We start from the raw sequence: 26,232 nt of genomic DNA on the forward strand, positions 1-26,232 counted from the left end.
TCCTGGAGGACGAATGTCACGGCAGTTCCTCGCGGAGGGCGGGTCCATCACGCTCTCCGGAGGTGGCTACACGATTGTCGGTGTAGTCGCCGTGGTCGCGCTTGCCGCACTCGTCATCGGCTACGTCCTGCTCAAGGAGGTGCTGGCCGCAGGCCAGGGCACCGCCAAGATGCAGGACATCGCCAAGGCGGTGCAGGAAGGCGCGGCCGCTTACCTCAAGCGGCAGCGGAACACCCTCGCCATTTTCGGCGTGATCGTGTTCCTCCTGCTCTTCGCACTTCCCGCCGACGACTGGAACGAGAAGATCGGCCGTTCGATCTTCTTCCTGGTCGGCGCGGCGTTCTCGTTCGCGATCGGGTACCTCGGCATGTGGCTGGCGACGCAGGCGAACCTGCGCGTGGCCGCCGCGTCGCGCGAGGAAGGCGGCCGTGAGGTCGCCATGCGCGTGGCGTTCCGCACCGGTGGCGTGGTCGGCATGATCACCGTCGGCCTCGGCCTGTTCGGTGCCGCGGTCGTCGTGCTGGTCTACACCGGCCAGGCGCCGAAGGTGCTCGAGGGCTTCGGCTTCGGCGCCGCGCTGATCGCGATGTTCATGCGTGTCGGCGGCGGCATCTTCACCAAGGCCGCCGACGTCGGCGCGGACCTGGTCGGCAAGGTCGAGCAGGGCATCCCGGAGGACGACCCGCGCAACGCGGCGACCATCGCGGACAACGTGGGCGACAACGTCGGCGACTGCGCCGGCATGGCCGCGGACCTCTTCGAGTCCTACGCCGTCATGCTGGTCGCCGCGCTGATCCTGGGCAGCACCGCCTTCGGCGTGCACGGCCTGATCTTCCCGCTGATCGTGCCGGCCATCGGTGTCATCACCGCGGTCATCGGTGTCTACATCACCAAGGCACGCGCCGGTGAGGGCGGTCTCGTCACGATCAACCGCTCCTTCTACATCTCCGCGGTCATCTCCGCGGTGCTGTCGGCGATCGCGGCGTTCGTGTACCTGCCGAGCAGCTTCTCCGACTTCGGCGCGGGCTTCGAGAACTCGGGCAACCCGGCGGTCATCGCGACCGTCGCGGTGATCATCGGCATCGTGCTCGCCGCGGTCATCCTGAAGCTGACGGGCTACTACACCGGCACCGAGTACAAGCCGGTCAAGGACGTCGCGCAGACGTCGGAGACCGGCGGCGCGACCGTCATCCTCTCCGGCATCTCGGTCGGTTTCGAGTCCGCCGTCTACACCGCGCTGGTCATCGGCGCGGCCGTGTTCGGCGCGTACCTCCTCGGTGGCGGCGTCGCGCTGTTCGCCGTGGCCCTGGCCGGTACCGGCCTGCTGACCACCGTCGGCGTCATCGTCGCGATGGACACCTTCGGCCCGGTTTCGGACAACGCGCAGGGCATCGCCGAGATGTCGGGCGACGTCGACGAGAAGGCCGCGCAGATCCTCACCGAGCTGGACGCGGTGGGCAACACCACCAAGGCCATCACCAAGGGCATCGCGATCGCGACCGCCGTCCTCGCGGCGACCGCGCTCTTCGGCTCCTACTCGGACGCGATCACGAAGACGCTGGCGGGCATGGGCAACGGCGTCGTCACCGGCGTCGACGCGGCCAAGTCGTTCGTGAACGCGATCGTCAGCCCGAACACGCTGGTCGGCGTGATCATCGGTGCGGCCGTGGTGTTCATGTTCTCGGGTCTGGCCGTCAACGCGGTCTCCCGCGCCGCCGGTGCGGTCGTGTACGAGGTCCGTCGCCAGTTCCGCGACATCCCGGGGATCATGGAGGGCACCACCCGCCCGGAGTACGGCAAGGTCGTCGACATCGTCACGCGCGACTCGCTGCGTGAGCTGACGACGCCGGGTCTGCTGGCGGTCTTCGCCCCGATCGCGGTCGGCTTCGGCCTGGGCACCGGCGCACTCGCCGGCTACCTGGCCGGCGCGATCGCCTGCGGCACCCTGATGGCGATCTTCCTCGCCAACTCCGGTGGCGCGTGGGACAACGCGAAGAAGCTGGTCGAGGACGGCAACCACGGTGGCAAGGGCTCGTCGGCGCACGAGGCCACCATCATCGGTGACACCGTGGGCGACCCGTTCAAGGACACCGCCGGCCCGGCGATCAACCCGCTGATCAAGGTGATGAACCTGGTCTCGGTGCTGATCGCGCCCGCCGTCGTCCAGTTCTCGATCGGTCCCGACGAGAACGCCGCGGTCCGCATCATCATCTCGCTGGTCGCGGTCGCCATCATCGTGGCGGCGATCGTGGTCTCGAAGCGCCGGGGGACGGTCCTGTCCGACACCCCGACGGAGATCAAGGCCTGACGCACACTCGTCCCTGGGCCCGGCACGCAGCGTCGCGTGCCGGGCCCGGGGCGTGCCGGGTCGTCCCACACAGGCTCGGCGACTTGCGAAGCGGCATCGAGTCAGTACCGTCGGCCCTTCCGGGACGTCGTCGAGCAGGAGGTGTTCAGGTGCGGCCGCGGTCAACCGTCTTCGCCGTCCTGACCACGACGATCACCATCGGCCTCGCCGCCTGCGGGCAGCAAGTCGCCACGCAGCAGCCGGCGCGGGACCAGGGTCTGTCGGTGACGACCGTGGTGCCGCCGGCCGATCCCGCAGCGAGCTGGGCGGGTGCCTACTGCGGTGCGGTGACGCACCTGGTCCGGGCGCTGGCGGAACTGCCGAACGTCGACCCGAGCACGCCGCAGCAGGCGTCCCGGACCTCCAGTGACCTGCTCTCCTCGGTGGTCGCGGGCCTCGACCGGAGCCTGGCCGGGCTGAACGCGCTCGGCGCGCCCCCGGTGCCGTCCGCGGATGGCGGCCGCGAGGACGTCATCGGGCAGTTCGCCGACATCCGCGAGCAGGCCGAGAACGCCCGCGAGCGCATCGACGCCGTCCGCGGCGACGCGGCGGCCACCAAGCAGGCTCTCGGCGAGGCCAAGGCCACGCTCGACCGCATCGACGGCCTCGACTACCTGAAGGGCCTCAAGGGCGTGCCGGCACTGGCCGCGGCGGAGCAGCGCGCCCCCGCGTGCCGTCAGCTGGATCAACCGCCCCGGTGAAGATCGGCGTGACGCTCGCCTCGAATCGAACTTGTGTTCTAGTATAGCGCGGTGGATCGGACGATCTCGCTCTTCTCCGCCGAGGCCAGCGGGCCGGGTCTGGGCGACCTGGCCGGGCTGTTGTGCTGCCACGGCCAGATCACCGGCTTCGGGCGCACCGCCGCCCGGCTCTCCGTGGTCGTCGAAGAGCCGTGGCGGGCACACATCCTGGCGCGCGAGTTCCGCTGCCGCGGCTCGGACGCCCAGGTCTCGAAGGCCGACTGCGGCCGTCCGCAGGTGCGCACGTCGTTCCGCGTCGACCTGCTCCCGCTGGCGCTGAGATGGCTGCGTGAGGGCTGCGCGGGCCCGGTCGAGGACGACTCGGGCAAGGCGGTGCCGGACGGCTTCCGGTTGAGCGGGGCGATGCTGCGGATGTGGGCGCTGGCCGGCGGCCGTCCGGGCACGCAGGGTTACCTGCTGGGCGTCGATCCGCTGGCGCCCGGGATGCACGAGCGGCTGGTCGAGGCGCTGACGCCGTTGGGCGTCGCAGCGAAGCTGACCGGCCCGAAAGCCGAGGTCCCGGCCGTCAAGGTCACCGGGAAACGCCGGTTGGAGGCGCTGCTGGAGCTGATCGGGGAGCCGCCGCCGGGCGCCGAAGCGGCGTGGCCGGGTGCGGAGCCGCTGCCGGTCCCGCACCCGGAGGCCGTGACGAGCACGGCCTGACCGGGTGCGAGAACAGCGTCAGGGCCGGGGCAGGGTGCAGCCGGCCTGCGTGAGGGCGATTTCGTTGGCCGCGGTGAGGCAGGCGGGAATGCCGTAGGTCTCCTGGCCGTAGTTCGTCTTGTAGTGCACGGTGACGTTCCCGGCCTGGTCGACCTCGCACGGGTTGTTCTCCGTGCAGCGCTGGCCGTCCTCGTTGCCGGTGTTGTTCACGCCGACGACCTTGCCGCCGGAGACGATCGGCGAGCCCGAGGTGCCCCCGATGGTCTGGCAGGCGGAGGTGTAGCGGATCGAGTCCTTCCAGGTCCAGCTGCCCTCCTTCAGCCGGTAGACGAAGCCGTCGACGCTGCAGGAGTAGATCCGCTTCCAGTAGCCCGAGACGACGTCGATCGCGGCGCCGGCCGTGGGGTGGGCGTTGGACAGCTCCAGCGGCGAGATCCCGTAGCTCGACTTGATCTGCGCGTAGGTGGTGGTGAGCTGGTAGAGCGACACGTCGGTGTCGGTCATCGTCCCGTAGACGATCTTCTTCGCCCGCAGCGTGCCCGCGTTGCCGCCGTTCGCGTTGAGCAGCGTGAACGTCCGGCTGGACGACCGGTTGGTGATGACCTCGCCGGGGCCGGGGAAGCCGGTCTCGAGGCAGTGCCCGTTGGACATGACGAGCGCGGGGGCGGTGTCGGGCGTCGCGGCGGGCTTGACCACCGAGCCCGAGCAGTTGGACAGGGCTACCGTGCCGGCGAAGTTCGCCGTGGCCGCGCTCGCCGGAGCGGTCCCCAGTAATACTGTGGCGGTCGCGGCGGTGAGCAGGGCGCCGAGGAGGCGTCGGGTCATGGCGGATCCTTTCGGCTGGGCGGGGAAACCAGTGAAGCGGTGCCGTCCCGCGCCCACCACCGTCGAACGGAGGGTATCCGGACGGTCACGCGCTAGGCTGCGCGGGACGTGGCCGAAATCACGTGACAGGTACGTTGGGGAAACATCGTCGAGGTCAGCGGCGATGCGCTGGACACAGGACCGGCGGCGTGTTGGGTCACCTCCGCGCCATCCGGGCCGGGAGAGCGTGCACACTGGCAGGTCGAGACGCGGGCCCTGGGCAGGGACGCGGTGCAGTCCCGCGGCGGCGGGACGAGATGAGCGGAGAGCAGGACAGCGTGGCAGGAGCACGGACCAAGAAGAACGGAGCCTCGGCGGACAACGGCGCCGGGCACCGGCGGCTGGTCATCGTCGAGTCGCCGACGAAGGCCCGCAAGATCGCCCCCTACCTGGGCGGCGGTTACGTCGTCGAGTCCTCCGTCGGGCACATCCGCGACCTGCCGCGTGGAGCCGCCGACGTGCCCGCCCAGTACAAGGGCGAGGCCTGGGCGCGCCTCGGCGTCGACGTCGACAACGGCTTCAAGGCGCTCTACGTGGTCACCCCGGACAAGAAGTCCAAGGTGACCGAGCTCAAGAGCCTGCTCAAGGACGTCGACGAGCTCTACCTCGCCACGGACCCCGACCGCGAGGGCGAAGCCATCGCGTGGCACCTGCTCGAGACGCTCAAGCCGAAGGTCCCCGTCCGCCGGATGGTCTTCCACGAGGTCACCGAGCAGGCCATCCTCGCGGCCGCCGACTCGACCCGTGAGCTCGACGCCGACCTCGTCGACGCCCAGGAGACCCGCCGCATCCTCGACCGCCTCTACGGCTACGAGGTCTCGCCGGTGCTGTGGAAGAAGGTCATGCCGAAGCTTTCGGCGGGCCGCGTGCAGTCGGTGGCGACCCGGATCGTGGTCGAGCGCGAACGCGAGCGGATGCGCTTCACCTCGGCGTCTTACTGGGACATCTCCGCGACGATGGACGCGGGAGAGGAAGCTTCGCCGCGAAACTTCTCCGCCCGGCTCGTCGCCGTCGACGGGGCGCGCCTGGCCACCGGCCGCGACTTCGGTTCGGATGGGCAGCTCAAGGCGTCGAACAACGAAGTCCGCGTGCTCGCCGAGGCCGACGCGCGGCGCCTGGCCGACGCGCTGAAGCAGCGTGACTTCAAGGTTTCGAGCGTCGAGGAGAAGCCGTACACGCGGAAGCCGTACGCGCCCTTCATGACCTCGACGCTGCAGCAGGAGGCGGGCCGCAAGATGCGGTTCACCTCGGAGCGCACGATGCGGATCGCGCAGAAGCTGTACGAGAACGGCTACATCACCTATATGCGTACCGACTCCACGACGCTGTCGGAGTCGGCGATCTCGGCCGCGCGCAGCCAGGCCACGCAGCTGTACGGCAAGGAGTACGTCTCGCCGTCGCCGCGCCAGTACACGCGCAAGGTCAAGAACGCGCAGGAGGCGCACGAGGCGATCCGGCCGTCGGGCGAGGTCTTCCGCACGCCGGGCCAGGTCGCGAGCGAGCTGGACACCGACGAGTACCGCCTCTACGAGATGATCTGGCAGCGCACGATCGCGTCGCAGATGGCGGACGCCAAGGGCACCACGATGTCCGTGCGCATCGTCGGCAACGCGACTTCGGGCGAGGAATGCACCTTCGCCGCTTCGGGCCGCACGATCACCTTCGCGGGCTTCCTGAAGGCGTACGTCGAGGCCGTCGACACCGAGACCGGTGGCGAAGCGGACGACAAGCAGAGCCGCCTGCCGGTGCTGGAGAAGGACCAGGACCTCACCGCTTCGGACCTCAACCCGGACGGTCACACGACCTCGCCGCCGGCGCGGTACTCGGAGCCGAGCCTGGTCAGCAAGCTGGAAGAGCTGGGCATCGGCCGCCCGTCGACGTACGCGTCGATCATCAAGACCATCCAGGACCGCGGCTACGTCTGGAAGAAGGGCTCCGCGCTCGTTCCGTCGTGGGTCGCGTTCGCCGTGATCGGCCTGATGGAACGGCACTTCGAGCGGCTCGTCGACTACGACTTCACCGCCGGCATGGAGGACGAGCTCGACCGCATCGCCAACGGTGACGAGCAGCGCGCGCAGTGGCTGTCGAAGTTCTACTTCGGCGGCGACATGGGCGTCGACGGCTCGATCGGCCGCCTGGGCGGGCTGAAGAAGCTGGTCGAAGGCAGCGTCGAGGACATCGATGCGCGGGAGATCAACTCGATCCCGCTGTTCAGCGACGCCAACGGCCACACCGTCGTCGTCCGCGTCGGCCGCTACGGGCCGTACCTCGAGCGCGAGGTCGACGGCGAGTCGCAGCGGGCGAACCTGCCCGAGGACCTGCCGCCGGACGAGCTCTCGCAGGAGATCGCGGAGAAGCTGTTCGCGACTCCGCAGGAGGGCCGCACGCTGGGCGTCGACCCGGTGAGCGGGCACGACATCGTCGCGAAGGAAGGCCGCTTCGGGCCGTACGTGACCGAGGTGCTGCCGGAGATCGAGATCCCCGAGGACGCCACGGCCGCGCAGAAGAAGACCGCCAAGGCGAAGGCGCCGAAGCCGCGTACGGGTTCGCTGTTCAAGTCGATGGACATCGAGACCATCACGCTGGACGACGCGCTGAAGCTGCTTTCGCTGCCGCGCGTGGTCGGCAAGGACCCGGAGTCCGGTGACGAGATCACCGCGCAGAACGGGCGCTACGGGCCGTACCTGAAGAAGGGCACGGATTCGCGGTCGCTCTCGACCGAGGACCAGCTCTTCTCGATCACGCTCGAAGAAGCGCTGAAGATCTACGCGGAGCCGAAGCAGCGTGGGCGCTCCGCGACCGCGAAGCCGCCGCTCAAGGAACTCGGCGAGGACCCGGTGTCGAAGAAGCCGATGGTGGTCAAGGACGGGCGCTTCGGCCCGTACGTGACCGACGGCGAGTACAATGCGACGCTGCGGAAGGGCGACGAGATCGAGTCGCTGACCTCGGAACGGGCGTCCGAGTTGCTGGCGGAGAAGCGGGCGAAGGGCCCGGCGCCGAAGCGGAAGGCGCCGGCGCGCAAGCCGGCTTCGACGACGGCGAAGACGGTCAAGGCGGGCACGAGCAAGACCGCCAAGGCCGCGAAGTCCACCACGACGAAGCGCAGCTCGACCGCGACGAAGGCCAAGTAAGACACCTCCATGAAGGCCCCTGGTACGCCGGGGGCCTTCATGGCGTCTGGCCACGCTTTCGGGTGACATCTCGAACGGATGTTCGGGAAATTGTCGGTGGTCCCGGGTTTCATGAACGCGTGACCAAGACACCACGCACCGTGCACACGGTGACCACCAAGATCCTCAAGCCCGTCCGCGCGGCGGCCGCCGGCAGCTCCACTGCCGTGGACCTGATCGAGTCGCTCCCCGGCTTCGGCGGCAGTGGCGGCGTCTGCGGCGTGGCCGTCGCGATGTTCGACGAGCCGTGGACCTCGGCGTTCTTCGACGACCGGACGCGGTTCGGCGTCGCCGGGGACGGGCTGCGCCTGTCCGGGCCCTCGCCGGGTTCGGTCGCGGAGTTCCTCGGCTTGGCGCTCACGCGGCTCCCGCCGGTCCCACCGGCGCCGGGCGAGGGGCTGTACCTCGACGCCGACGAGCGCGGAGTGCTCGAGCCCGAGCAGGAGTGCCTGCTCTTCGACCTGATGGAGGACTTGCGCCGGCCACGGCTCGGCACCGTGCAACTCGACATCGTCCGCGACGGCGCACGGCAGCCGTGGGAGATGCTGGCGGTCGTCGACGACGACCGCGGCCGGCATCTGGCGGCGCTGGGCAGACGCCGGGGCGGCCATCGCCGGTTCTGGTGGCTGCCCGGGAGCGTGGCGAGGCTGGCGGAGTTCGTCGAGGGGCGGGTGCCGGAGCATGCCTGAGCCGCTCGCCGACCGCTCACCGAACAGTGTCACCCGGTCGAACATATGTGCGAGAAATTGTCGGTGCCAGGGTGTTCAATCTAGGGGTGAACACTTCAGTCGCCGTCTTCGACGTCATCGACGAGGTCATCGCCCCGCTGTCGGCCGAGGTGCCGGAGCGGCCCTCGGTGATGGAGTTCTACGACCCCGAGTTCGAGATCCCGCCGGTGCTGGCGGACACCGAACCGCTGCCCGGTCGCCGCTGCGCGCCCGCGCGGAGCCTCGCCGACGAGGTGGAGCAGTACACGCGGTTCGTCGCCGGGATGTCCGCGATCGGTCTCGCCCCGGGTGGCGAGGTCACGGCCGAGGCTGTCGGACTCTACCGGGCGCTGCGCGGCGGCTTCATCCGCGGCGTGGTCACCGGCGTCTTCCCGGCGCGGCGGGAGCCGTGGGAGGTGCGGTTCTTCGGCGACGAGGACTACACCACGGTGCTGCACAAGCTGGGCAACCGCGCGCGGCTGCGGTCCGGGTTCCTGAGCGAGCTGCCGGGCTGGGTGTTCGACGGCCTGCCCGACCGGCCGCCAGGCCCCGGGCCGCACCTGCGCATCGAGACCGACGAGGGTGGCCTGATCCCGCGCCGGTGCGAGCGGGCGGTGGAGCTGATCCGCGAGTGCGCGGCCCGGCCGCGGCTGGGCACGGTGCTGGTCGACCTCGCGGTGCGCGACGCGATCCTGGCCGAGTACCCGCACGGCGCGTTCGGGCTGGTGGACAACGACCTGGGCCGCTACCAGTTCAGTGCGGCGGTAGGCCGCAACGGGCGCTGGACGGTCACGTGGGGTCCGGCCTCGCGCAGCACGGCCGAGCAGTGGATCGTCGAGGCGGTGCAGAGCCATGCCTGAGCACGCGGCAGTCCACACAACGACCGGCGAGGGAGTGGACCGAGTGGTCGCGGCGGCCCCCAGGGACCTGACGGTCCGCGAGGCGATCCTGGCTGCGGCCGAGCTGAACAGCGGCGTCCCGGAGCAGCGCCGCCCGGCCGCGCCCTCGGCGGCCGAGGCGGACGCGAGCGAGAGGAGGCGGCATGGCTGAGCAGGTGCCACCGGAGGGGGTGGGCGGGAGAGGCTTGGCGGTTCGCGAGGCGATCCTGGCTGCGGCGGAGCTGATCAGTGACGTGCCGATCCCGAGGAGTGCCACGGTGGCCGAGCAGGGCTGCGGGTCGTCGCTCGGTGCGGGTGAGAGGTGGCGGCATGGCTGATCGCACGGCGGCCCGGGAGCTGCTCGAGCTGGCCGCGGGCCCGGTGCTGGCCGCGATGCCGGACCGCGATCCGGTCGACCGGCTCTACAACCCGGAGGTCAGCGACCACGACATCCTCGTCCACGGTCCGGTCTCGGACGACCCCGCGGACCTGGTGGAGGAGATCGAGCGGCACACGGCGTGGGCCGCCTGGATCGACGGCACGCCGTTCGGCGAAGACGGTGAGCTGAACGAGGTCGGCTTCGAGGTGGTGTCGCTGATGCTGCGCGGTTCGGTCCGGGCGGCGCTGTGCGGAGTCTTCGACGAAGGGCCGGAGACGGCGGACATCCGCTGCTACGCGGACGGCGAGCGGGCGTTCATGATGGGCTCGCTTCCCGGCCGCACGGCGATCCACCTGGCCGACTTCGAGGAACTGCCGGAGATGCTGGTGGCGGAGCTGCCGGAGGCTCCGTTCGGCGCGTCGCCCCGGGCGATCTGGCTGTCGGTGGACGACGACGGCCTCGTCCACGACGGCCAGGACGCCGACGTGGGCGCGATGCGCGAGCTGCTGGCCAGGCCCCGATCCGGAACGGCGGTACTGGACATGCTCGCCTTCGGCGGCCTGTGCGCGGAGTTCCCGGACCACGGGTTCGTCCTGGTGGACACGGACCTGGGCCGCTTCGCCCTGGCGGCCCTCGACCGCGGTGACGGCCGCCGCCAGCTGGTCCTGAGCCCCTTCAGCCGCGGAATGCTTCGCGACTGGTGCCGGAAGATGGTCGACCTTGGCCAAGAGGAGGTTCCCTGAGAGGAGAGACGCCGCTGAGCGTTCCGGCCGCGCGGCACCGGGCAGTTCGGTGGCGCGGTCGTACGACCCGGGCCTGCGTCACCGTCCCAGCGCCGGAGGCCGCCGGACGCGAATCCGCCGCGGGTCGCTGGACCGCGCCGACGAGCCCACCCGGCCACCGCGGGGAAAACCCGTCCCCGAGTCGGCCGCGAACCGGCGAACTGGTCGCCAAAGGCCAGCCACGGGCCAGTCCCCGTGCGAAGGTCCTGTGACCGGACTCACTACGATCCGTCACCATTGGTGGTCGACCGAACCACCGGTGGACTGGACACTGCAGGGGGTTCGGGCGTGGGCTTGCGCTGCGTGACGAACCCTCCAATGCAGACAGAGCCATTGGGCGGATGCGTTATCCGCCATCGTCGCTACCCTGGAAAGGCGAGGACATTCAGTAGTGAGGTGGTCACCATGAGCGCGAACGGTGAGGCTCCCTTCTTCAATGCCCCCGAGCTCACTCAGCGCGACGGCACTTTGTCCGAAGCCCCCGGCGAAATGTTCGCCGACCCCGTCTCGGGACTGGTCACGGCGGCCCCCGAGCCACGTCCGGCGGTCGCCAATGGCCACGAGCCCGCCGCCTTCCGGGTGGCTGGGCCCGTGCCGCACGACGAGGAAGCCGTGCGGCGGATGGTCGAGGAGACCCTCCGGGAGGACGACACCCAGACCCCGAAGGCGATCCCGCCGGCCGGCACGACCGGCGGCCTCGGCGAGGTCGTGGCGCCGCCGCTGGGAGTGCTTCCGCGGCAGCGGAACCGGCGGCGCACCTGGCCGGACCGGCCGCCACTGCAACGGCCCGCGCGGCAGGCGCCGCCCGAGGACGCCGACTTCGACGAAGACCTCGAGGTGGTACCCGTCAAGCGGCGGCGGCTGCCGTCGGTGTCGATGCCGGCGTTCAACCGGCCGTCGTCGAGTGCGGCGGGGGTCATGCTCGCCGTGACGTTGCTGATCGTGTTCGGTTTCGTCGCCATCGAGCTGGTCTCCAGCCTGGTCAGCAGCGTGACCGGTCTGTTCGACTAGCGCTCGCTCGCTGTTCCCCACCCCATCGGCACCTCGGGGCCGTCCGCGAGGCAGGGGCCGATCGGGCTACCCTGACTTCACGGTCGGGCGACCTCACGGGGACGTCCGGCACCGCGGTGACTAGTGGGGTGGGCGTATCAGCGAGGGCGTGCGATCGGTACCCGGGGCCGGCCCGGGTAGGTCGTCGGGCGCCGAGGCGTCCACGATCAACCGGGTCCGGCGGGTACTGGCGATCAAACCGTTCCGGCGCCTCTGGGGCGTCACGTACCTGTGCAGCGTGGCCGACTGGCTGAACATCCTCGCCCTCACCGGGCTGGCCACGAAGCTGACGAACAACTACTTCGCGCAGAACTTCGCCTTCGTCGGCGTCGTGCTGACCGGCCTCGCGCCGGGGCTGCTGTTCGCCCCGGTCGGCGGGCTGCTCGCGGACCGGTTCGACCGCCGCAAGGTCATGGTGGTCGCCGACCTGCTGCGCTGCGGGTTCCTGCTGTCCATCGCCTTCGTCAGCGCGCCGTGGTGGCTGCTGGTCGGCAACTTCCTGGTCGGCAGCGCGGCGAGCATGTGGATCCCCTCGAAAGAGGCGGCGGTCCCCAACCTGCTCCGCCGCCCGGACCAGGTCGAGACGGCCAACCAGCTCGGCATGGTGATGACCTACGGCCTCGCCGTCATCACCGCGGCCGGCGCGAACGCCATCCTCACCGGGGTCAACACCACCTTCCACCTGTTCTCCGGCGACAACGCGAGTCTCAGCATCGCGAAGCTGGTCGTCATCATCACCGGCCTGCTCTACCTGGCCAGCGCGATCATCATCGCCACCCGCATCCCCGAGCTGTCGCTGCGCAACGTCCACGCGCTGCCGGAGCAGAAGGTCAAGGCGGCCGACGAAGAGAAGCTCGGCGTCGGCGCGATGATCGCCGACGGCTTCCGGTTCATCCGCAGCACGCCGCTCGTGCGCGGCCTGCTGGTGGGCGCGTTCGGCGCGTTCGCCGCCGGTGGCGCCGTGATCGGCTCGGCCAAGCCGTACTCCTCGAGCCTGCTGGCCGGTGACTCGGCGTTCAGCCTGCTCGTCCTGGCCGTCTTCCTCGGCCTGGCCTCCGGGATGGCGTTCGGGCCCAGGCTCTCCCGGCGGCTCCCGCACGATCGGCTGTTCGGCGTCTCCATCATCGCGGCCGGGCTCTCGCTCGCGCTGGTGGCCTTGTCGCCGCACCTGTCGATCTCGCTCATCACCGTGGTCCTGGTCGGCTTCTGGGCCGGGACGGCGTTCCTCACCGGCGTCACGATCATCGGCTCGCGGGTCGAGGACGCGATCCGCGGCCGGATCAACGCGATCTACCAGCTGATGATGAAGCTGGTGCTGTTCGGCACGACGGTCACCGTGCCGGTCCTGGTCGGCGTGGTGGCGCCGCACACGATCAACGTCTGGGGCAGCCCGGTCACGATCGACGGCACCCGGCCGATCATGCTCGCCGGCGCCGCGATCGCGCTGGTCGCCGGCCTCTTCGCCTACCGGCAGATGGACGACAAGCGCACCGAGCCGATCCTGTCGGACCTGCGCAACGCGCTGCGCCGCACGCCGCGGCGCGTCAACGGCTTCCTCATCGCCGTCGAGGGCACCACCGCGATCAACACCGCGATCCAGGCCGTCAACCTGGCCGACTGGATGCGGGGCGGCACCCGGCCGGTCGTGGTCGCCGCCGACCCGGCGCTCGACGACCAGCGGCTCACCGCGCTCGTCTCCGGCGCTTCGCTGACCGGCGCGCGGGCCCAGGCCCTGGCCGCCGCCGCGGTGCGGGCCGACATCGTCGAGCGCCACGTGCAGCCGGCGCTCGACGCCGGTTCGGTCGTGGTGATGGAGCGGTTCGTCGACTCGCCGCTGGCGCACCTCTCGGCCGTCGCCGGCCTGGACAGCGACGAACTCGAAGGCCTCGCCGACTGGGCGACCGGGCGGCTGCGGCCGGACCTGACCGTCCTGCTGGACTCCGCCCCGCACGGCGCGCCGCGCGACCGGTCGACCACGATGAACGACCAGTGGCGCGTCCAGCACCTGCTCACCGAGATGGCCGCGGCCGACCCGGAACGCTACGTCGTGATCGACGCCGACGGCACCGACACCGAGGTCGCCCGGCGCATCCGCACCGCGCTGCGCGCCGTGTTCGTCGGCCGTCTGTCCGCGCTGGCCCCGGCGGCCGACGCGCCGACCAACGAAGACCCGGCGACCACCGAAGGACCGACGACCGACCGGCCGTCGACCCTGCCGCTGGACATCGACGACCCGCTGCCCGCCGCGACCCCGGAAGAGCCTCGCGTGGAGGCGAAGTGACGACGACCGAACGCATCGGCGTCTGGAACCAGCTGGTCGGCCAGGGGCCCGCGGTCGAAACGCTGGCCTCGGCCGCGGCGGCCGCGGCGAAGATCGTCGCCGGCGAGCCCGCGCCGCCCGGCGCGATGACGCACGCGTGGCTGCTCACCGGGCCGCCCGGGTCCGGCCGGTCGGTGGCCGCGCGGACGTTCGCCGCGGCCCTGCAGTGCAGCACCGGCACCGGCTGCGACGCCTGCCCTGGCTGCCACACGACGATGGCGGGCACCCACGCCGACGTCCGGCTCGTGGTGCCGGAAGGCCTGTCGATCTCGGTCGCCGAGATGCGCGCGCTGGTGCAGGCGGCCGCGCGCCGCCCGACCACCGGCCACTGGCAGGTCGTGATCATCGAAGACGCCGACAGGCTCACCGAAGGCGCGTCGAACGCGCTGCTGAAGGCCGTCGAGGAGCCGCCGGAGCGCACGGTCTTCCTGCTCTGCGCGCCGTCGGACCACCCCGAGGACGTTTCGGTGACGATCCGCTCGCGCTGCCGCCTGGTGACACTGCGGACGCCGCCGCCGGAGGCGATCGCGGACGTCCTGATGCGCCGTGACCACGTCGATCCGGAGCGCGCACAGTGGGCGGCGTCGGTGTGCGGCGGCCACGTCGGCCGCGCGCGCCGCCTCGCCACCGACGAGGCCGCGCGCCAGCGGCGGGCGACCGTGCTGCGGATCCCGCTCGGACTGCGCCGGCCCGGTGACGTCTTCACCTGCGCCGACCAGCTGATCAGCGCGGCGGAGGCCGACGCGGGCGAGGCGAGTAAGGGCCGCGACGAGGACGAGCGCAACGAGCTGCGGACGGCGATGGGCGGCGACGGCATCGGCAAGGGCGTCGCCGGCGCGAAGCGGGCCGCCGAAGCGGCGGTCAAGCAGCTCGAGAAGAAGCAGAAGTCCCGCGCGACGCGCACCCAGCGCGACACGCTCGACCTGTCCCTGATCGACCTGGCCGGCTTCTACCGCGACGTCCTGGTGACGACCACCCGCTCCGGCGCGACGCTCAACCACCCCGACCACGCTGACCAGATCCGTGAGGCAGCGCAGGCGTGGACGCCGGAATCGACGCTTCGCCGCCTCGAGGCCGTGCTGGAATGCCGCGAGGCCATCGACCTGAACGTGAAGCCCCGCATTGCCGTCGAGGCGATGGTCACGACGCTCCGCCAAGGCTGACGCACAAAGAACCCGCCAGGAGCGTGGCTCCTGGCGGGTTCTTCACTGCCCCCGGGGCGTCCGGTTCACTTGCGCGGACGCGGTGACGGCTTGAACGGCTTCGGCTCGACCGCCACGGCCAGCGGACGGCGTCGCGTGCCCGGCATCGCGGCCACCATCACCACGCCCAGCAGCAGCATCGCCGTGCCCGACCAGAACAGCGGCACCGTGTCGTACGCGCCGCCGGTGTAGGCGAGGTTCTTCACCGGCCCCTTCGGCGCCTGGCCGCCCGCGGGCGGCGTCAACGTCGACCCGCAGATCACGCCGCCGGTCGGCGCGTAGGCCCGTGCGACCTGCTCGCCGAGCGACAGCTGGGCCAGCGACGACGGCAGGTTCTTCGCCTGGTCGGCGGGCAGCAGGCTCTTCAGCTTGGTCGTCGGCAGCAGCTGCAGGTCGAACAGCCGCGCCGACGCACCCAGCTGGAAGCCCTTGAACGGCGTGGTCATCTGCGCCGACTTCTGGTCCAGCCCGGCGATGCTCAGCCGCAGGACCCCGAGGTCCAGCACGGTCCCCGTGGTGTTGCTGACCTGCTGGATGCCCTTGGTCAGCGTCGAAACCAGGCCGCCGACCACCGGGATGTCGTTGAGCTGCCCGAACTGGTCGCTCAGCCCGGTCAGCGGCAGCCCGATCGGGATGTCCTTCGTCGGGTGCGCCGCATCCAGCGTGTACAGCGTCTTGCCGGCCGCCTCGATGGTCAGCACCGGCGCGGTGTACTCCACTTTGGACGTCTTCGCGTCGCCGGTGGAGGTCACCTTCAGCGTCGGCTGGCTGGCGACCTTGATGCTCAGCGCCAGCGGCGTCCCCTTGAGGATCTCGATGTCCGCGGCCTGCAACGTCGACGTCGACTGCACGGCCTTGTTCTTCGAGCCCGCGACGTCGACCAGCTTCACCTGCGAACGCGACGACAGCGTGTTCGGCAGGCTCAGCAGCGAGCCGGTGCCGTCCGCCGCGGTCTGGCCGCCGCCCTGCAACAGCCCACCCAGGCTCTGCAGGCCCTTGGTCAGGTCGAAGCCCTTCGCGAGCGTGCTCGGGTCCAGCGCGAGCTTGTCGAGGCCGAGGTTCGGCATCGACGGGATGACGTTCAGCAGCGACAGGCTCGCCACCGACGTGCTCGCGTCCGCGATCGTGTCGACGCACGGGCCCAGCGTCGGGCTCCACCGCGCGTGCGCGCTCCCGTTGAGCAGCCCCACGTTCAGCAGCGGGTTCGACGGCGCGTTCAACCCGCCGCTGATCGGCTGCGGGTTGTCCGGCAACGCCGTCTGCACGACGCTGCCCGGCGTCTGCGGCGCGTTCCCGCCCACCGACAACCCGAACGGCGACGCCTGCGCGATCGCCTTCTCGTAGCTCAGGTAGGCGTCGGAGTTCGCCGACGCGCTCGACAGGCCCATCCCGGCCTCGAGCGCCGACTGCTTCGGCAGCGTGTCCCCGAACCCGGGCAGGATCGTGCTCGTCGGCACGGCGTTGGGCAGCAACCGGATGATGCCGAGCGCGGTCCCCGCATCCCCGACGGCCTGCCCCAGCGGCTGCGGCCCGATCGGCGCCGAGATCGGCGCCTGCCCCGGATTCGCCGGCTGCGGGATCGGCGTCGTCGGATAGGTCGGGTCCGCGTTCGCCGGCGCCGCGCTGAACAGGAGCAACGCCGCAGCCGCCGGCAGGGCCACCGAACGGGGCAGTCTTCGCCGCATGTGCCAGAGCCTCCAGATAGGTCGACCGGGAGTTGAGACCGACGTCATAGGGCCCTAACGACGGTCCCCCCGGAAAGTGACGCCGACAGCCTCCGCTACACTTGCCGACGTCGCCAGCGCGAGCCGGAGACATGCCGCCTTAGCTCAGTCGGCCAGAGCGATTCACTCGTAATGAATAGGTCGGGGGTTCGATTCCCCCAGGCGGCTCAGCCAATGCATTGCCCCTGCCCCTTGAGGGCAGGGGCCTTTTTTGGCTTCGCGTATCTTGCGGGGCTCCGCCCCGCACCCCGCCCGGTGGGCTCCGCCCCCGGCCCCCCGCCGTGGTTGCCTTGCGTTGTCTGGTTCCGATTTTGTTTTCGGGAACCACCCGTAAGGGTCAAAGGCCCCCGGCTTGGGGGCCGGGGGCCTTCGTGGGGCTTGGGGTTACTTCGGGGCCGTCAGCTTGACCACCGTGGCCTTTGCGTCGCCTCGGGGGGTTCGGTAGGTGATCTCGTCGCCCGCCTTTGCTCCTACCAAGGCCAGGCCCAGGGGGCTGTCGGACGTGATCGCGTCCGCGTCCTCGCCGGGGACTGTCACCACCTGGAACGTCTCTTCGTCGCCGTCCGAGAAGCGGAGGGTGACCGTTGTGCCGTCGGGGAGCTGGGAGTTGCCGTAGCCGCCGTGCTCCATCTTCGCGGCCAGGTCCGCGATCTGGCGGTCGAGGCGGGCCGCCGCCTCCGCGCGGTCGATCACGTCCGCCTGGTCCGCCGCGTCCCCCGTGCGCTCCTGCTCGCCGGGCTGCGGCGCGAGCGCTGCCCGTTGCGCGCGCAAGTTCGCGATTTCCTTCTCCAGCTGGCTGCGCGCGGCCGAGCTGAGCCCCTTGTCCCCTGAGATCACCATGCCGCGCATTGTCCGCCGCGCGGACCGGGGTGGCCAATCCGGTTTTTCACCCGGCAGCCACCTGTAGGACGTCTGCCCTAGACTTCGGGGCTGCCGTCCAGGAAGAAGGTAACGAGAATCACCGTGAGCGCAGTCCCCGGTCGCAGCGAGCGGCTCTCTCCGAACCAGCTGGCCAAGCAGGAACAGATCGTCGAAGCCGCGCGAGTCGTCCTCGCGCGCGACGGCCTCGCCGGGTGCACCGTGCGGGCCATCGCCGACGCCGGGCCGCTCACCAAGAGCGCGATCCACTACTACTTCGCCGACATCGACGTCCTCATCGACCGCGCCATGGCCGCGCACATCACCGCCTTCGCCGCGGGTCTGCGCGAGGTCGCCGCGAAGCACGACGAGCCCCGCGCGCGGCTCTTCGCCGTCCTCGAGGAGTACCTGAGCGTCTTCGCCGCCAACCCGAACGCGGCGTTCCTCTGGTTCGAGTACTGGATCGCGGCCGGGCGCGCGCAGCACCCGCAGGCCATCGACGCCATGCTGACTTCGCTCACCGAGCTGCTGGCCGAGCTCCTCGCCCCGCTCGACGTCGACGACCCGCGCGCGCGGGCCCGCGCGCTGCTGTCGTACCTGCTGGGCACGGTCGTCCAGCAGCGAGTGCGCCCGCGGCCGTTCGCCACGCTGCGCGCCGACATCGAGGCGCTCTGCTTCGCCGACTACGCGGTTTAGGGTCTGGGCATGCCTCTGTTCTCGTTCGAAGGGCTCAGCCCGCAGGTCCACCCGGACGCCTTCATCGCGCCCACCGCCACGCTCATCGGCGACGTCGTCGTCGAGAAGGACGCCTCGGTCTGGTACGGCGCCGTGCTGCGCGCCGACTTCGGCAAGATCGTCGTCCGGGAGGGCGCGAACATCCAGGACAACTCGGTCGTGCACGTCAACGTCGGCAAGGTGTGCGAGATCGGCAAGAACGTCACCGTCGGCCACCAGTGCCTGGTGCACGACTGCACGGTCGGCGAACAGGCGCTGATCGGGAACGGCTCGACCGTCCTGGACGACGCGAAGATCGGCGCGCGGACGCTGGTCGCGGCCGGCGCCACCGTCACGCCGGGTACCGACGTGCCGTCCGAGGTGGTCGCGATGGGCAGCCCGGCGAAGAAGTTCGTCCCGCTGACCGACTCCGCGCGCCTGTGGGTCGAGCACAACGCGGCCGTCTATCAGGACCTGGCGAAGCGGCACATGGCCGGCGTCGAGCCACTGGATCGAGGTTGACCCTCCAGTAACTGGAGACTCTAGCTTCGGGGCATGGCTCCGAAAAAACTCACCCACCAGGTCACCCTCGAACTCAGCGCGGGCAACGCCCCGGTCGTCGACCTCGGCAAGATGCTGGGACAGACCGGCGTCAACCTCGTCGAGATCAAGAAGGCCTACGACGCGGCGACGGCGGCCCAGCGCGGCGACGTCGTGCCGGTGGTCGTCTCGGTGTTCGAGGACCGCTCGTTCGCGCTGCGGCTCAAGACGCCGCCGACGGCGTTCCTCATCAAGAAGGCGTTGGGGGACAAAGGTTCGTCGCGGCCCGGGCACGAGGTCGCCGGCAAAATCACGAAGGACCAGCTGCGCGAGATCGCCGAGCGCAAGCTGCCGGACCTGAACACCTCCGACGTCGAGATGGCGATGCGCACGATCGCGGGCACCGCCCGGTCCATGGGCGTCGTGGTCGTCGACTGACGTGCGCAAGCACGCCGTCGTCCCGCCGTTCCGCGCGCTGGACCCCGAGCTCGGGGTGGCGGAACGGTTGCTGCGCAAGGGAAACCCGCAGCTGTGCGGGATCGCCGCGCAGCTGCCCGACGAACCCGCGGCCGCGCGCCGCCTCAACGCCGTGCTGGCGGAGGCCGGGGCGCGGCCGCGGCTCGTCGACACGGGCGTGGCGTGGCGGATCGTCTACGTGACGCCGCGGCCCGGCGCGAGTGAGCTCGCCGCGGCCGCCGCGGGGCTGGCCGAACTGGTGACCGTCGGCGGCTGGCGGCGCGTCAAGCGCTGCGCGGCCTGCGCCCGGCCGTTCTGCGACCGGACGTCCGGCTGCACCCGCAAGTGGTGTGCCGAACACCGTCGAGCCTCGAGCGCGGTGGACTAGGCTTCGACGCGCAGCAGCGACTGGCGCCATCGAGGTGGAGCACCACCGGGAAGCGACCGACGAGGCCGGCACCGCGCGCCTGGGTGAAGGCCACTCCAGAGCCGGAGTACGCCATGACACACCAGCCGAAACTGAACGCACTCGCCGCCGCCGACCCCGCGATCGCCGGGCTCGTCGAGGACGAGGCGAAGCGGCAGCACGACAAGATCCGCCTGATCGCGTCGGAGAACTACGTCTCGCAGGCCGTGCTCGAAGCGACCGGCACCGTGCTCACCAACAAGTACTCCGAGGGGTACGCGGGCAAGCGCTACTACGAGGGCCAGCAGTTCATCGACCAGATCGAGCAGCTGGCCATCGAGCGGGCGAAGGCCGTGTTCGGCGCCGACCACGCGAACGTCCAGCCGTACTCCGGGTCACCGGCGAACCTGGCCGTGTACCTCGCCTTCGCGCAGCCCGGCGACACCGTGCTCGGCATGGCGCTGCCGGACGGCGGCCACCTCACGCACGGCTGGAGCGTGTCGGCGACCGGCAAGTGGTTCACCCCGGTGCGCTACGGCGTCGCGAAGGAGACCGGCCGCGTCGATCTCGACCAGGTCCGCGACCTGGCGCGGCAGCACCGGCCGAAGCTGATCTTCGCCGGCGGCACGGCGATCCCGCGCACGATCGACTTCCCGGCGTTCGCCGAGATCGCGCGGGAGGTGGACGCGGTGCTCGTCGCCGACATCGCGCACATCGCCGGGCTGGTCGCGGGCGGCGCGCACCCGTCGCCGGTCGGGCACGCGCAGGTCATCACGACGACGACGCACAAGACCCTGCGCGGTCCGCGCGGGGCGATGATCCTTTCCGACGCCGACCACGCGAAGGCCGTCGACAAGGCGGTGTTCCCGGGCCTGCAGGGCGGCCCGCACAACCACACGACCGCGGCGATCGCCGTCGCGCTCGGGGAGGCGCAGCAGCCGTCGTTCAGCGACTACGCGCACACGGTCGTCGCGAACGCCCGCGCGCTGGCCGACGCGTTGCTCGCCTGCGGCTACGACCTGGTGTCCGGCGGCACGGACAACCACCTGCTGCTGATCGACCTGACGAACAAGGGGGTCGCCGGCAAGCCGGCCGCGCAGGCCCTGGACCGCGCGGGCATCGAGCTGAACTACAACACGGTGCCGTTCGACCCGCGCAAGCCGTTCGACCCGTCCGGCATCCGCCTCGGCACGTCCGCGATCACGACCCGCGGCCTGCGGCCGGAGCACCAGGTCCAGGTCGCGGAGTGGATCGACCGCACGGTGACGGCGGCGGCCGCGTCCGACGACTCTTCGCTGGACACGATCGCCGCGGAGATCCGCGAGTTCGTGGCGCCGTTCCCGATCCCGGGCTACTCGGCCTGACTCCTGTCCGCCGAAGGCGGCACTTTCCCGGGAAAGTGCCGCCTTCGGCGTGTCCGGGACGGCGAGACCGGTGTCACAGAAAATTTGATTGCTCGATACAAGCTTCTGGAGGAATACTTGGCCGAGACAAGTAGTTGAGAGGTACAAGCAACTACCGCGAAGGCTGAGGGAGACCACCATGAGCGACACCACCACGGCGGAAGGAGCAGCCGCTACGAACGGCCGACTGTCCCACCGTCAGATCCTGACCGTCCTGTCCGGGCTGATGCTCGGCATGTTCCTCGCCGCGCTCGACCAGACGATCGTGTCGTCGTCGATGCGCACCATCGCCGACGAGCTGCACGGCCTGAGCCTGCAGGCCTGGGCGACCACGGCCTACCTGATCACCGCGACGCTTTCGACGCCGCTGTACGGCAAGCTCTCCGACCTCTACGGCCGCAAGCCCATGTACCTGACGGCGATCTCGCTGTTCCTGGTCGGCTCGCTGGCCAGCGGCATGGCCACGTCGATGTACGAACTCGCCGCGTTCCGCGCGTTCCAGGGCCTCGGCGCCGGCGGTCTGATGTCGCTCGCGCTGGCGATCATCACCGACATCACCGCGCCGCGTGAGCGCAGCCGCTACCAGGGCTACTTCATGGCCGTGTTCGGCATCTCGAGCGTCGCCGGCCCGGTCGTCGGCGGGTTCTTCGCCGGTATCGACACCTTCGCCGGCATCACCGGCTGGCGCTGGGTCTTCCTGGTCAACGTCCCGATCGCGCTCGCCGCGCTGGTCGTCGTCACCAAGGTGCTGAACCTCCCGCACACCCGCGTCGACCAGAAGGTCGACTACTGGGGTGCCGTCGCGCTGGCCACCGGCCTGGTGCCGCTGCTGATCGTCGCCGAACAGGGCCGCGAGTGGGGCTGGGGCTCGGCCGCCTCGATCGCGATGTACGCCGTCGGCGCGCTGGGCGTGACCGCCTTCGTCTGGATCGAACGCCGGATGGGCGATGCCGCCCTGCTGCCGCTGCGCCTGTTCAGGCGGCCGGTCTTCCGGATGTCGACCATCGTCACGGTCGTGCAGGGCGCCGGGATGTTCGGCGCGATGATGTCGCTGCCGCTGTACCTGCAGATCGTCAAGGGCGCGACGCCGACCCAGGCCGGCCTGCAGATGCTCCCGCTGACGCTCGGCATCATGATCGCCAGCCTGACCAGCGGCCGCCTGATCTCGAAGACCGGGCGCTACAAGATGTTCGCGGTGGCCGGGATCGGCCTGATGGCGGCGGCGCTGTTCGCGCTGTCGACGATCACCGTCGACACCTCGCTGAGCCTGGTCATGGTGATCGCCTTCGTGATCGGCCTCGGCCTCGGCGCCTCGATGCAGACGCTGGTGCTGGCCGCGACCAACGACGTCCGCCCGCAGGACATCGGCGTCGCCACCTCGGCGGCGACGTTCTTCCGGCAGATCGGCGGCACGGCGGGCACCGCGGTGTTCCTGTCGATCCTGTTCGGCACGGTCGGCGACCGGATCGCGAACGCCGTCCGCTCGGCGCTGACCACGCCGGCCTACGTGTCGGCGCTGGCCCAACACCCGGAGTTCGCGCAGCAGATGAAGAGCGGCCTGGACGTCAACGACACGTCGTTCCTGTCCTCGCTCGACCCGACGCTGGCCCGGCCGATCCTGCAGGGCTTCGCCGAGTCGATGAGCACGGTGTTCCTGGTCGGCGGGATCGTGCTGACCGTCGGATTCGCGCTGGTGTGGTTCCTCAAGGAGAAGCCGCTCTCGGACAAGTCCGCGATGGAGCAGCGCGCGGAGGCCGAGGAAGCCCCGGCCGCCCTCGCCCTGGCGCACTGACCAGCTGAAACACGAAGAGGCCCCTCGAAACCGAGGGGCCTCTTTCGCGTGACGTCAGTGGGCGACGCCGCCGTTGGCTTTCTCCTTGGCCAGGCGGTCGGTCTCGCGCTCGTACGAGCGGGCGATCTCGGCTTCGGCCTCGGTGCGGCCGACCCAGGAGGAGCCTTCGACGCTCTTGCCCGGCTCGAGGTCCTTGTAGACCTCGAAGAAGTGCTGGATCTCCAGGCGGTGGAACTCGTTCATGTGGTGGATGTCGCGCAGGTGCTCGAGCCGCGGGTCGTTCGACGGAACGGCGATGACCTTGTCGTCCGGGCCCTTCTCGTCGGTCATCCGGAACATGCCGATCGCACGGCAGCGGATCAGGCAACCCGGGAAAGTGGGCTCCTGCACGAGCACCATCACATCCAGGGGGTCGCCGTCCTGGCCGAGGGTGTCGTCGATGAAGCCGTAGTCGGCCGGGTACTGCGTGGCCGTGAACAGGGTCCGGTCCAGCTTGATGCGGCCGGTCTTGTGGTCGACCTCGTACTTGTTGCGCTCCCCTTTGGGGATCTCGATCGTGACGTCGAACTCCACGCCTGTCCTCACTGCTTCTTCATAGGTCTCGGCATGCCACGCGTCGCGGGCGGCAACCTTCATGACTGTCTTGACGTCTCCTAGTGTGGACTACGCCCGGCCGCGGGGCCGCATCGATGTCGGCCTCGCGGCATGTGAGCTTGGCCCCTTCCGGGGCAGGTGAGAAGGAGTGGTGGGTGCCGGAAAACGACCAGCCGATGTGGCCTTCGTCGGACGAAGACCGCTCGTCGTCCGGCGCGCGGAAGACCACCCCGATGTCGCTGCCCGATCCGCCGGCGAGCCCGCCGGAGAAGTCCGGCGTGCCCAAGGTCACAGGTAGTGAGGCGCCGAAGGGGTCGTGGTTCGCGCCGAACGTCGAGCCCGAGCCGATCCCGGGCCTGAACGCACCCGCGGAGGAGCCGCCGCCCTCGCCGTCCCCGGCGAAGCAGGACCTGGCCGACCGGCTGGGCTCGCGGGAGCCGAAGCAGAAGCCCGCCGAGGCCGAGGAGGCCCCGGTCGCGGAGGCCACCCAGTTCATCGAGGTGAAGCAGCCGGAGAAGCAGCCGGAAAAGCCGGAGAAGCCCGAGACGCCGGTCGCCGAGAGCACCCAGTACATCGAGGCGACGCCGTCCGAGGAAAAGCCGGACGCCCAGAGCACGCAGCAGCAGGCGCCGTGGGTACCGGTGGAGCGCAACGTCTGGCCCGGTGAGCAGCAGGAACGCCACGACGAGCCGCCGTCCGGCAAGCCCGAAGCGCAGCCGTGGCGGGAAGAGCTGCAGCTGTGGCGCGAGGAACAGCAGCGCCGCGAAGAGCAGCTGAAGCGCGCGGAGCCGCAGCGTCGCGAGGAGCCCCCGCAGCAGCCGTGGGCGCAGCGCCTCGACGTGCCGGACGAGCGCCGCGCCGCGCTGCCGCCGGAGCCGCCGCGCGGGGTCGTGCCGTCGGCGTCCGTCGGCTCGCTGGCCCGGCCGATGCGGATCGAGCCGGACGGGCAGCGGTTCGACGCCGAGGCGACCGTCGGGATCGAGCGGCCCACCCAGTTCCCCGGGGTCTTCCAGCAGCAGCCGCAACCGCGCACCGAGCCGCCCGCGGAGCCCCCGCCGCCGCCCGCGGCCCAGCCCGCCGCCGAGGAGCCGCCGAAGAAGAAGCGGCGCAAGGGCAAGATCATCGCGCTGGTCGTGGTCGTCCTGCTGGTGCTGGCCGGCGGCGGGATCGCCGCCGCGATGCCGAAGGTCTCGAACCGCCTCGGCCTGCCGTGGGCGCCGAACGCGCCGAAGGGCGACAGCCCGGATCCGGTCGCGGCCACGCGCGAGCTGCGGGGTCCGGACACGTCCGGGCAGGCGCCGACCGCCGACGGCGTCAAGTCCGTGCTGGCCGGCCCGGCGGGCAACGGCGCGCTCGGCCAGCTCAACGGCAGCGTCGTCGACCCGGTGACCGGCACGACGCTGTGGGACCACAGCTCGGCGACCGCGGTGACACCCGCGTCGACGACGAAGGTGCTGACCACCGCGGCCGCGCTGCTCGCGCTGGACCCGGACACGCGGCTGTCGACGAAGATCGTCCAGGGCGCCGACCCGGGCACGGTGATCCTGGTCGGCGGAGGTGACGTCACGCTGACGTCGCTGCCGCTGGGCACCGAGTCGCCGCTGTACCCGGGCGCCGCGCACGTCGACGACCTCGTCGCGCAGGTGAAGAAGGCCAACCCGAACGTCAAGAAGGTGCAGGTCGACCTGAGCCTGTTCAAGGGCGCGACGACCGCGCCGGGCTGGGCCGCCGGCGACGCGCCGTCGACGTTCGCCACCCAGATCGGCTCGGTGATGGCCGACGCGGGGCGCCAGGACCCGAAGAACAACACCTCCATGCGCGTCCCGAACGCGGGCAGCGCGCTGGCGTCGACGATCGCGTCGAAGCTCAGCGCTTCGGCCGGCGGTCAGGCGACGGCGCCGAAGGACGCGAAGGTTCTCGCCGAGGTCAAGTCGGCGCCGCTGACCGAGCTGGTCTCCGACACGATGGAGCTGTCCGACGACGTCCTCGCCGAGGCCCTCGCCCGGCAGGTCGCGCTGGCCGGCGGCCAGGAAGCGACCTTCGCGGGCGGCGCCGCGGCGACCATCAAGGTGCTCAAGGACCACGGCTTCGACACCACCGGCGTCAAGCTGTCCGACGGCAGCGGCATCTCGACGGAGAACAAGATCCCGGCGAAGCTGCTGACCCAGCTCATGGCGGCCGCGGCGGCGCCGGAGGGCAAGAACCCGAACACGGCAAAGCTGCGCGCGATGCTGGCCGGCCTGCCGGTGGCGGGTGGCTCCGGGACCCTCGCCGACAAGCGGTTCGAGACGCCGGCGTCACAGGCCGGACGCGGCTGGGTGCGCGCGAAGACGGGCACGCTCACCGGCGTCAACACGCTCGCCGGGCTGGTTCTGGACCAGGACGGCCGGGTGCTGGTGTTCGCGTTCATGTCCAACGGCTCCGACCAGCAGCCGGGCCGCGACGCGATCGACGCGCTCGCGACGAGCTTGCGCAAGTGCGGCTGCTCGTAGCGGGCGGACGCGGTCCGGCCGACCCTCGTGGCGGTCGTGGTGCGGCTGCTGCCTGCCGTGCCAGCGTCACGAGGCTGTTCGGGTGGGTGCCGATCCGCGCGTATCCAGCCGCCGTGCCCGCGTGACGAGCTTGTGCAAGTGCGGGTGCTCG

The 26,232-nt window shown here is 70.8% G+C and carries 23 protein-coding genes and 1 tRNA gene; 20 read left to right on the forward strand and 4 right to left on the reverse strand.

Annotated features, from left to right (window positions below; genetic code table 11):
- Positions 1-13 precede the first annotated feature (13 nt).
- From OG738_RS14280 to OG738_RS14290, 3 genes are all read left to right on the forward strand, one after another.
- On the forward strand, positions 14-2,308 hold the full coding sequence (locus tag OG738_RS14280; RefSeq protein ID WP_329054296.1) for a sodium-translocating pyrophosphatase: 2,295 nt from the start codon (positions 14-16) through the stop codon (positions 2,306-2,308).
- A gap of 149 nt (positions 2,309-2,457) precedes the next feature.
- On the forward strand, positions 2,458-3,048 hold the full coding sequence (locus OG738_RS14285; protein ID WP_329054298.1) for a hypothetical protein: 591 nt from the start codon (positions 2,458-2,460) through the stop codon (positions 3,046-3,048).
- Between the two features lie 51 nt (positions 3,049-3,099).
- Positions 3,100-3,750, forward strand: coding sequence for a hypothetical protein (locus OG738_RS14290; RefSeq protein ID WP_329054299.1), 651 nt, complete (start codon positions 3,100-3,102; stop codon positions 3,748-3,750).
- Between the two features lie 18 nt (positions 3,751-3,768).
- On the opposite strand, the gene OG738_RS14295 is transcribed toward OG738_RS14290, so the two are convergent.
- Positions 3,769-4,575, reverse strand: a complete 807-nt coding sequence (locus OG738_RS14295) for a S1 family peptidase (RefSeq protein ID WP_329054301.1) — start codon at positions 4,573-4,575, stop codon at positions 3,769-3,771.
- Between the two features lie 296 nt (positions 4,576-4,871).
- On the opposite strand from OG738_RS14295, the gene topA reads away from it, so the two are divergent.
- The 9 genes from topA to OG738_RS14340 all read left to right on the forward strand — a co-directional run bounded on the left by topA (position 4,872) and on the right by OG738_RS14340 (position 15,063).
- Positions 4,872-7,745, forward strand: coding sequence for a type I DNA topoisomerase (topA, locus tag OG738_RS14300; RefSeq protein ID WP_329054302.1), 2,874 nt, complete (start codon positions 4,872-4,874; stop codon positions 7,743-7,745).
- A gap of 119 nt (positions 7,746-7,864) precedes the next feature.
- Positions 7,865-8,473, forward strand: a complete 609-nt coding sequence (locus OG738_RS14305) for a hypothetical protein (protein ID WP_329054303.1) — start codon at positions 7,865-7,867, stop codon at positions 8,471-8,473.
- An 86-nt stretch (positions 8,474-8,559) separates the two neighbouring features.
- Positions 8,560-9,351 (forward strand): ESX secretion-associated protein EspG, encoded by a 792-nt coding sequence (locus OG738_RS14310; protein WP_329054304.1) that lies wholly within the window; start codon positions 8,560-8,562, stop codon positions 9,349-9,351.
- Positions 9,344-9,541 carry a hypothetical protein gene (locus tag OG738_RS14315; RefSeq protein WP_329054305.1) on the forward strand — a complete coding sequence of 66 codons (198 nt, stop codon included), beginning with the start codon at positions 9,344-9,346 and terminating at the stop codon, positions 9,539-9,541. The genes OG738_RS14310 and OG738_RS14315 overlap by 8 nt, the downstream gene beginning before the upstream one ends.
- Complete coding sequence (locus OG738_RS14320; RefSeq protein ID WP_329054306.1) at positions 9,534-9,707, forward strand: hypothetical protein; 174 nt, start codon at positions 9,534-9,536, stop codon at positions 9,705-9,707. The genes OG738_RS14315 and OG738_RS14320 overlap by 8 nt, the downstream gene beginning before the upstream one ends.
- Complete coding sequence (locus OG738_RS14325) at positions 9,700-10,491, forward strand: hypothetical protein (RefSeq protein ID WP_329054307.1); 792 nt, start codon at positions 9,700-9,702, stop codon at positions 10,489-10,491. Before OG738_RS14320 ends, OG738_RS14325 begins: the two co-directional genes overlap by 8 nt.
- 444 nt (positions 10,492-10,935) lie before the next feature.
- Positions 10,936-11,541, forward strand: coding sequence for a hypothetical protein (locus OG738_RS14330; RefSeq protein ID WP_329054308.1), 606 nt, complete (start codon positions 10,936-10,938; stop codon positions 11,539-11,541).
- A gap of 148 nt (positions 11,542-11,689) precedes the next feature.
- Positions 11,690-13,861 carry a bifunctional MFS transporter/dTMP kinase gene (locus OG738_RS14335; protein WP_329054309.1) on the forward strand — a complete coding sequence of 724 codons (2,172 nt, stop codon included), beginning with the start codon at positions 11,690-11,692 and terminating at the stop codon, positions 13,859-13,861.
- The gene (locus OG738_RS14340) at positions 13,858-15,063 is read left to right on the forward strand and encodes a DNA polymerase III subunit delta' (RefSeq protein WP_329054310.1); all 1,206 of its coding nucleotides are present in this window, start codon (positions 13,858-13,860) and stop codon (positions 15,061-15,063) included. Before OG738_RS14335 ends, OG738_RS14340 begins: the two co-directional genes overlap by 4 nt.
- 65 nt (positions 15,064-15,128) lie before the next feature.
- Here the strand turns inward: OG738_RS14340 and OG738_RS14345 are convergent, their stop codons facing one another.
- Positions 15,129-16,787 (reverse strand): hypothetical protein, encoded by a 1,659-nt coding sequence (locus OG738_RS14345; RefSeq protein ID WP_329054311.1) that lies wholly within the window; start codon positions 16,785-16,787, stop codon positions 15,129-15,131.
- Positions 16,788-16,920: 133 nt separating this feature from the next.
- Between OG738_RS14345 and OG738_RS14350 the strand changes: the two genes are divergently transcribed.
- A tRNA-Thr gene (locus OG738_RS14350) sits at positions 16,921-16,994 on the forward strand.
- Positions 16,995-17,210: 216 nt separating this feature from the next.
- On the opposite strand, the gene OG738_RS14355 is transcribed toward OG738_RS14350, so the two are convergent.
- Positions 17,211-17,666: a GreA/GreB family elongation factor gene (locus OG738_RS14355; RefSeq protein ID WP_329054313.1), complete on the reverse strand. Its 456-nt coding sequence runs from the start codon at positions 17,664-17,666 to the stop codon at positions 17,211-17,213.
- 123 nt (positions 17,667-17,789) lie between these two features.
- Between OG738_RS14355 and OG738_RS14360 the strand changes: the two genes are divergently transcribed.
- The 6 genes from OG738_RS14360 to OG738_RS14385 all read left to right on the forward strand — a co-directional run bounded on the left by OG738_RS14360 (position 17,790) and on the right by OG738_RS14385 (position 22,995).
- Positions 17,790-18,380: a TetR/AcrR family transcriptional regulator gene (locus OG738_RS14360; RefSeq protein ID WP_329054314.1), complete on the forward strand. Its 591-nt coding sequence runs from the start codon at positions 17,790-17,792 to the stop codon at positions 18,378-18,380.
- A gap of 9 nt (positions 18,381-18,389) precedes the next feature.
- Positions 18,390-18,920, forward strand: a complete 531-nt coding sequence (locus tag OG738_RS14365; RefSeq protein WP_329054315.1) for a gamma carbonic anhydrase family protein — start codon at positions 18,390-18,392, stop codon at positions 18,918-18,920.
- Between the two features lie 33 nt (positions 18,921-18,953).
- On the forward strand, positions 18,954-19,376 hold the full coding sequence (gene rplK, locus OG738_RS14370) for a 50S ribosomal protein L11 (RefSeq protein ID WP_329054317.1): 423 nt from the start codon (positions 18,954-18,956) through the stop codon (positions 19,374-19,376).
- Position 19,377: 1 nt separating this feature from the next.
- Positions 19,378-19,782, forward strand: a complete 405-nt coding sequence (locus OG738_RS14375; protein WP_329054318.1) for an ABATE domain-containing protein — start codon at positions 19,378-19,380, stop codon at positions 19,780-19,782.
- 113 nt (positions 19,783-19,895) lie between these two features.
- Positions 19,896-21,164, forward strand: a complete 1,269-nt coding sequence (glyA, locus tag OG738_RS14380; protein ID WP_329054320.1) for a serine hydroxymethyltransferase — start codon at positions 19,896-19,898, stop codon at positions 21,162-21,164.
- 178 nt (positions 21,165-21,342) lie between these two features.
- Positions 21,343-22,995 (forward strand): MDR family MFS transporter, encoded by a 1,653-nt coding sequence (locus OG738_RS14385; RefSeq protein WP_329054322.1) that lies wholly within the window; start codon positions 21,343-21,345, stop codon positions 22,993-22,995.
- 54 nt (positions 22,996-23,049) lie between these two features.
- On the opposite strand, the gene OG738_RS14390 is transcribed toward OG738_RS14385, so the two are convergent.
- On the reverse strand, positions 23,050-23,568 hold the full coding sequence (locus OG738_RS14390) for an inorganic diphosphatase (protein ID WP_329056703.1): 519 nt from the start codon (positions 23,566-23,568) through the stop codon (positions 23,050-23,052).
- Positions 23,569-23,744: 176 nt separating this feature from the next.
- On the opposite strand from OG738_RS14390, the gene dacB reads away from it, so the two are divergent.
- Complete coding sequence (gene dacB, locus OG738_RS14395) at positions 23,745-26,081, forward strand: D-alanyl-D-alanine carboxypeptidase/D-alanyl-D-alanine endopeptidase (protein WP_329054323.1); 2,337 nt, start codon at positions 23,745-23,747, stop codon at positions 26,079-26,081.
- The last annotated feature ends 151 nt before the right edge of the window (positions 26,082-26,232 follow it).

It is taken from the genome of Amycolatopsis sp. NBC_01488 (assembly GCF_036227105.1).
Classification (GTDB): domain Bacteria; phylum Actinomycetota; class Actinomycetes; order Mycobacteriales; family Pseudonocardiaceae; genus Amycolatopsis.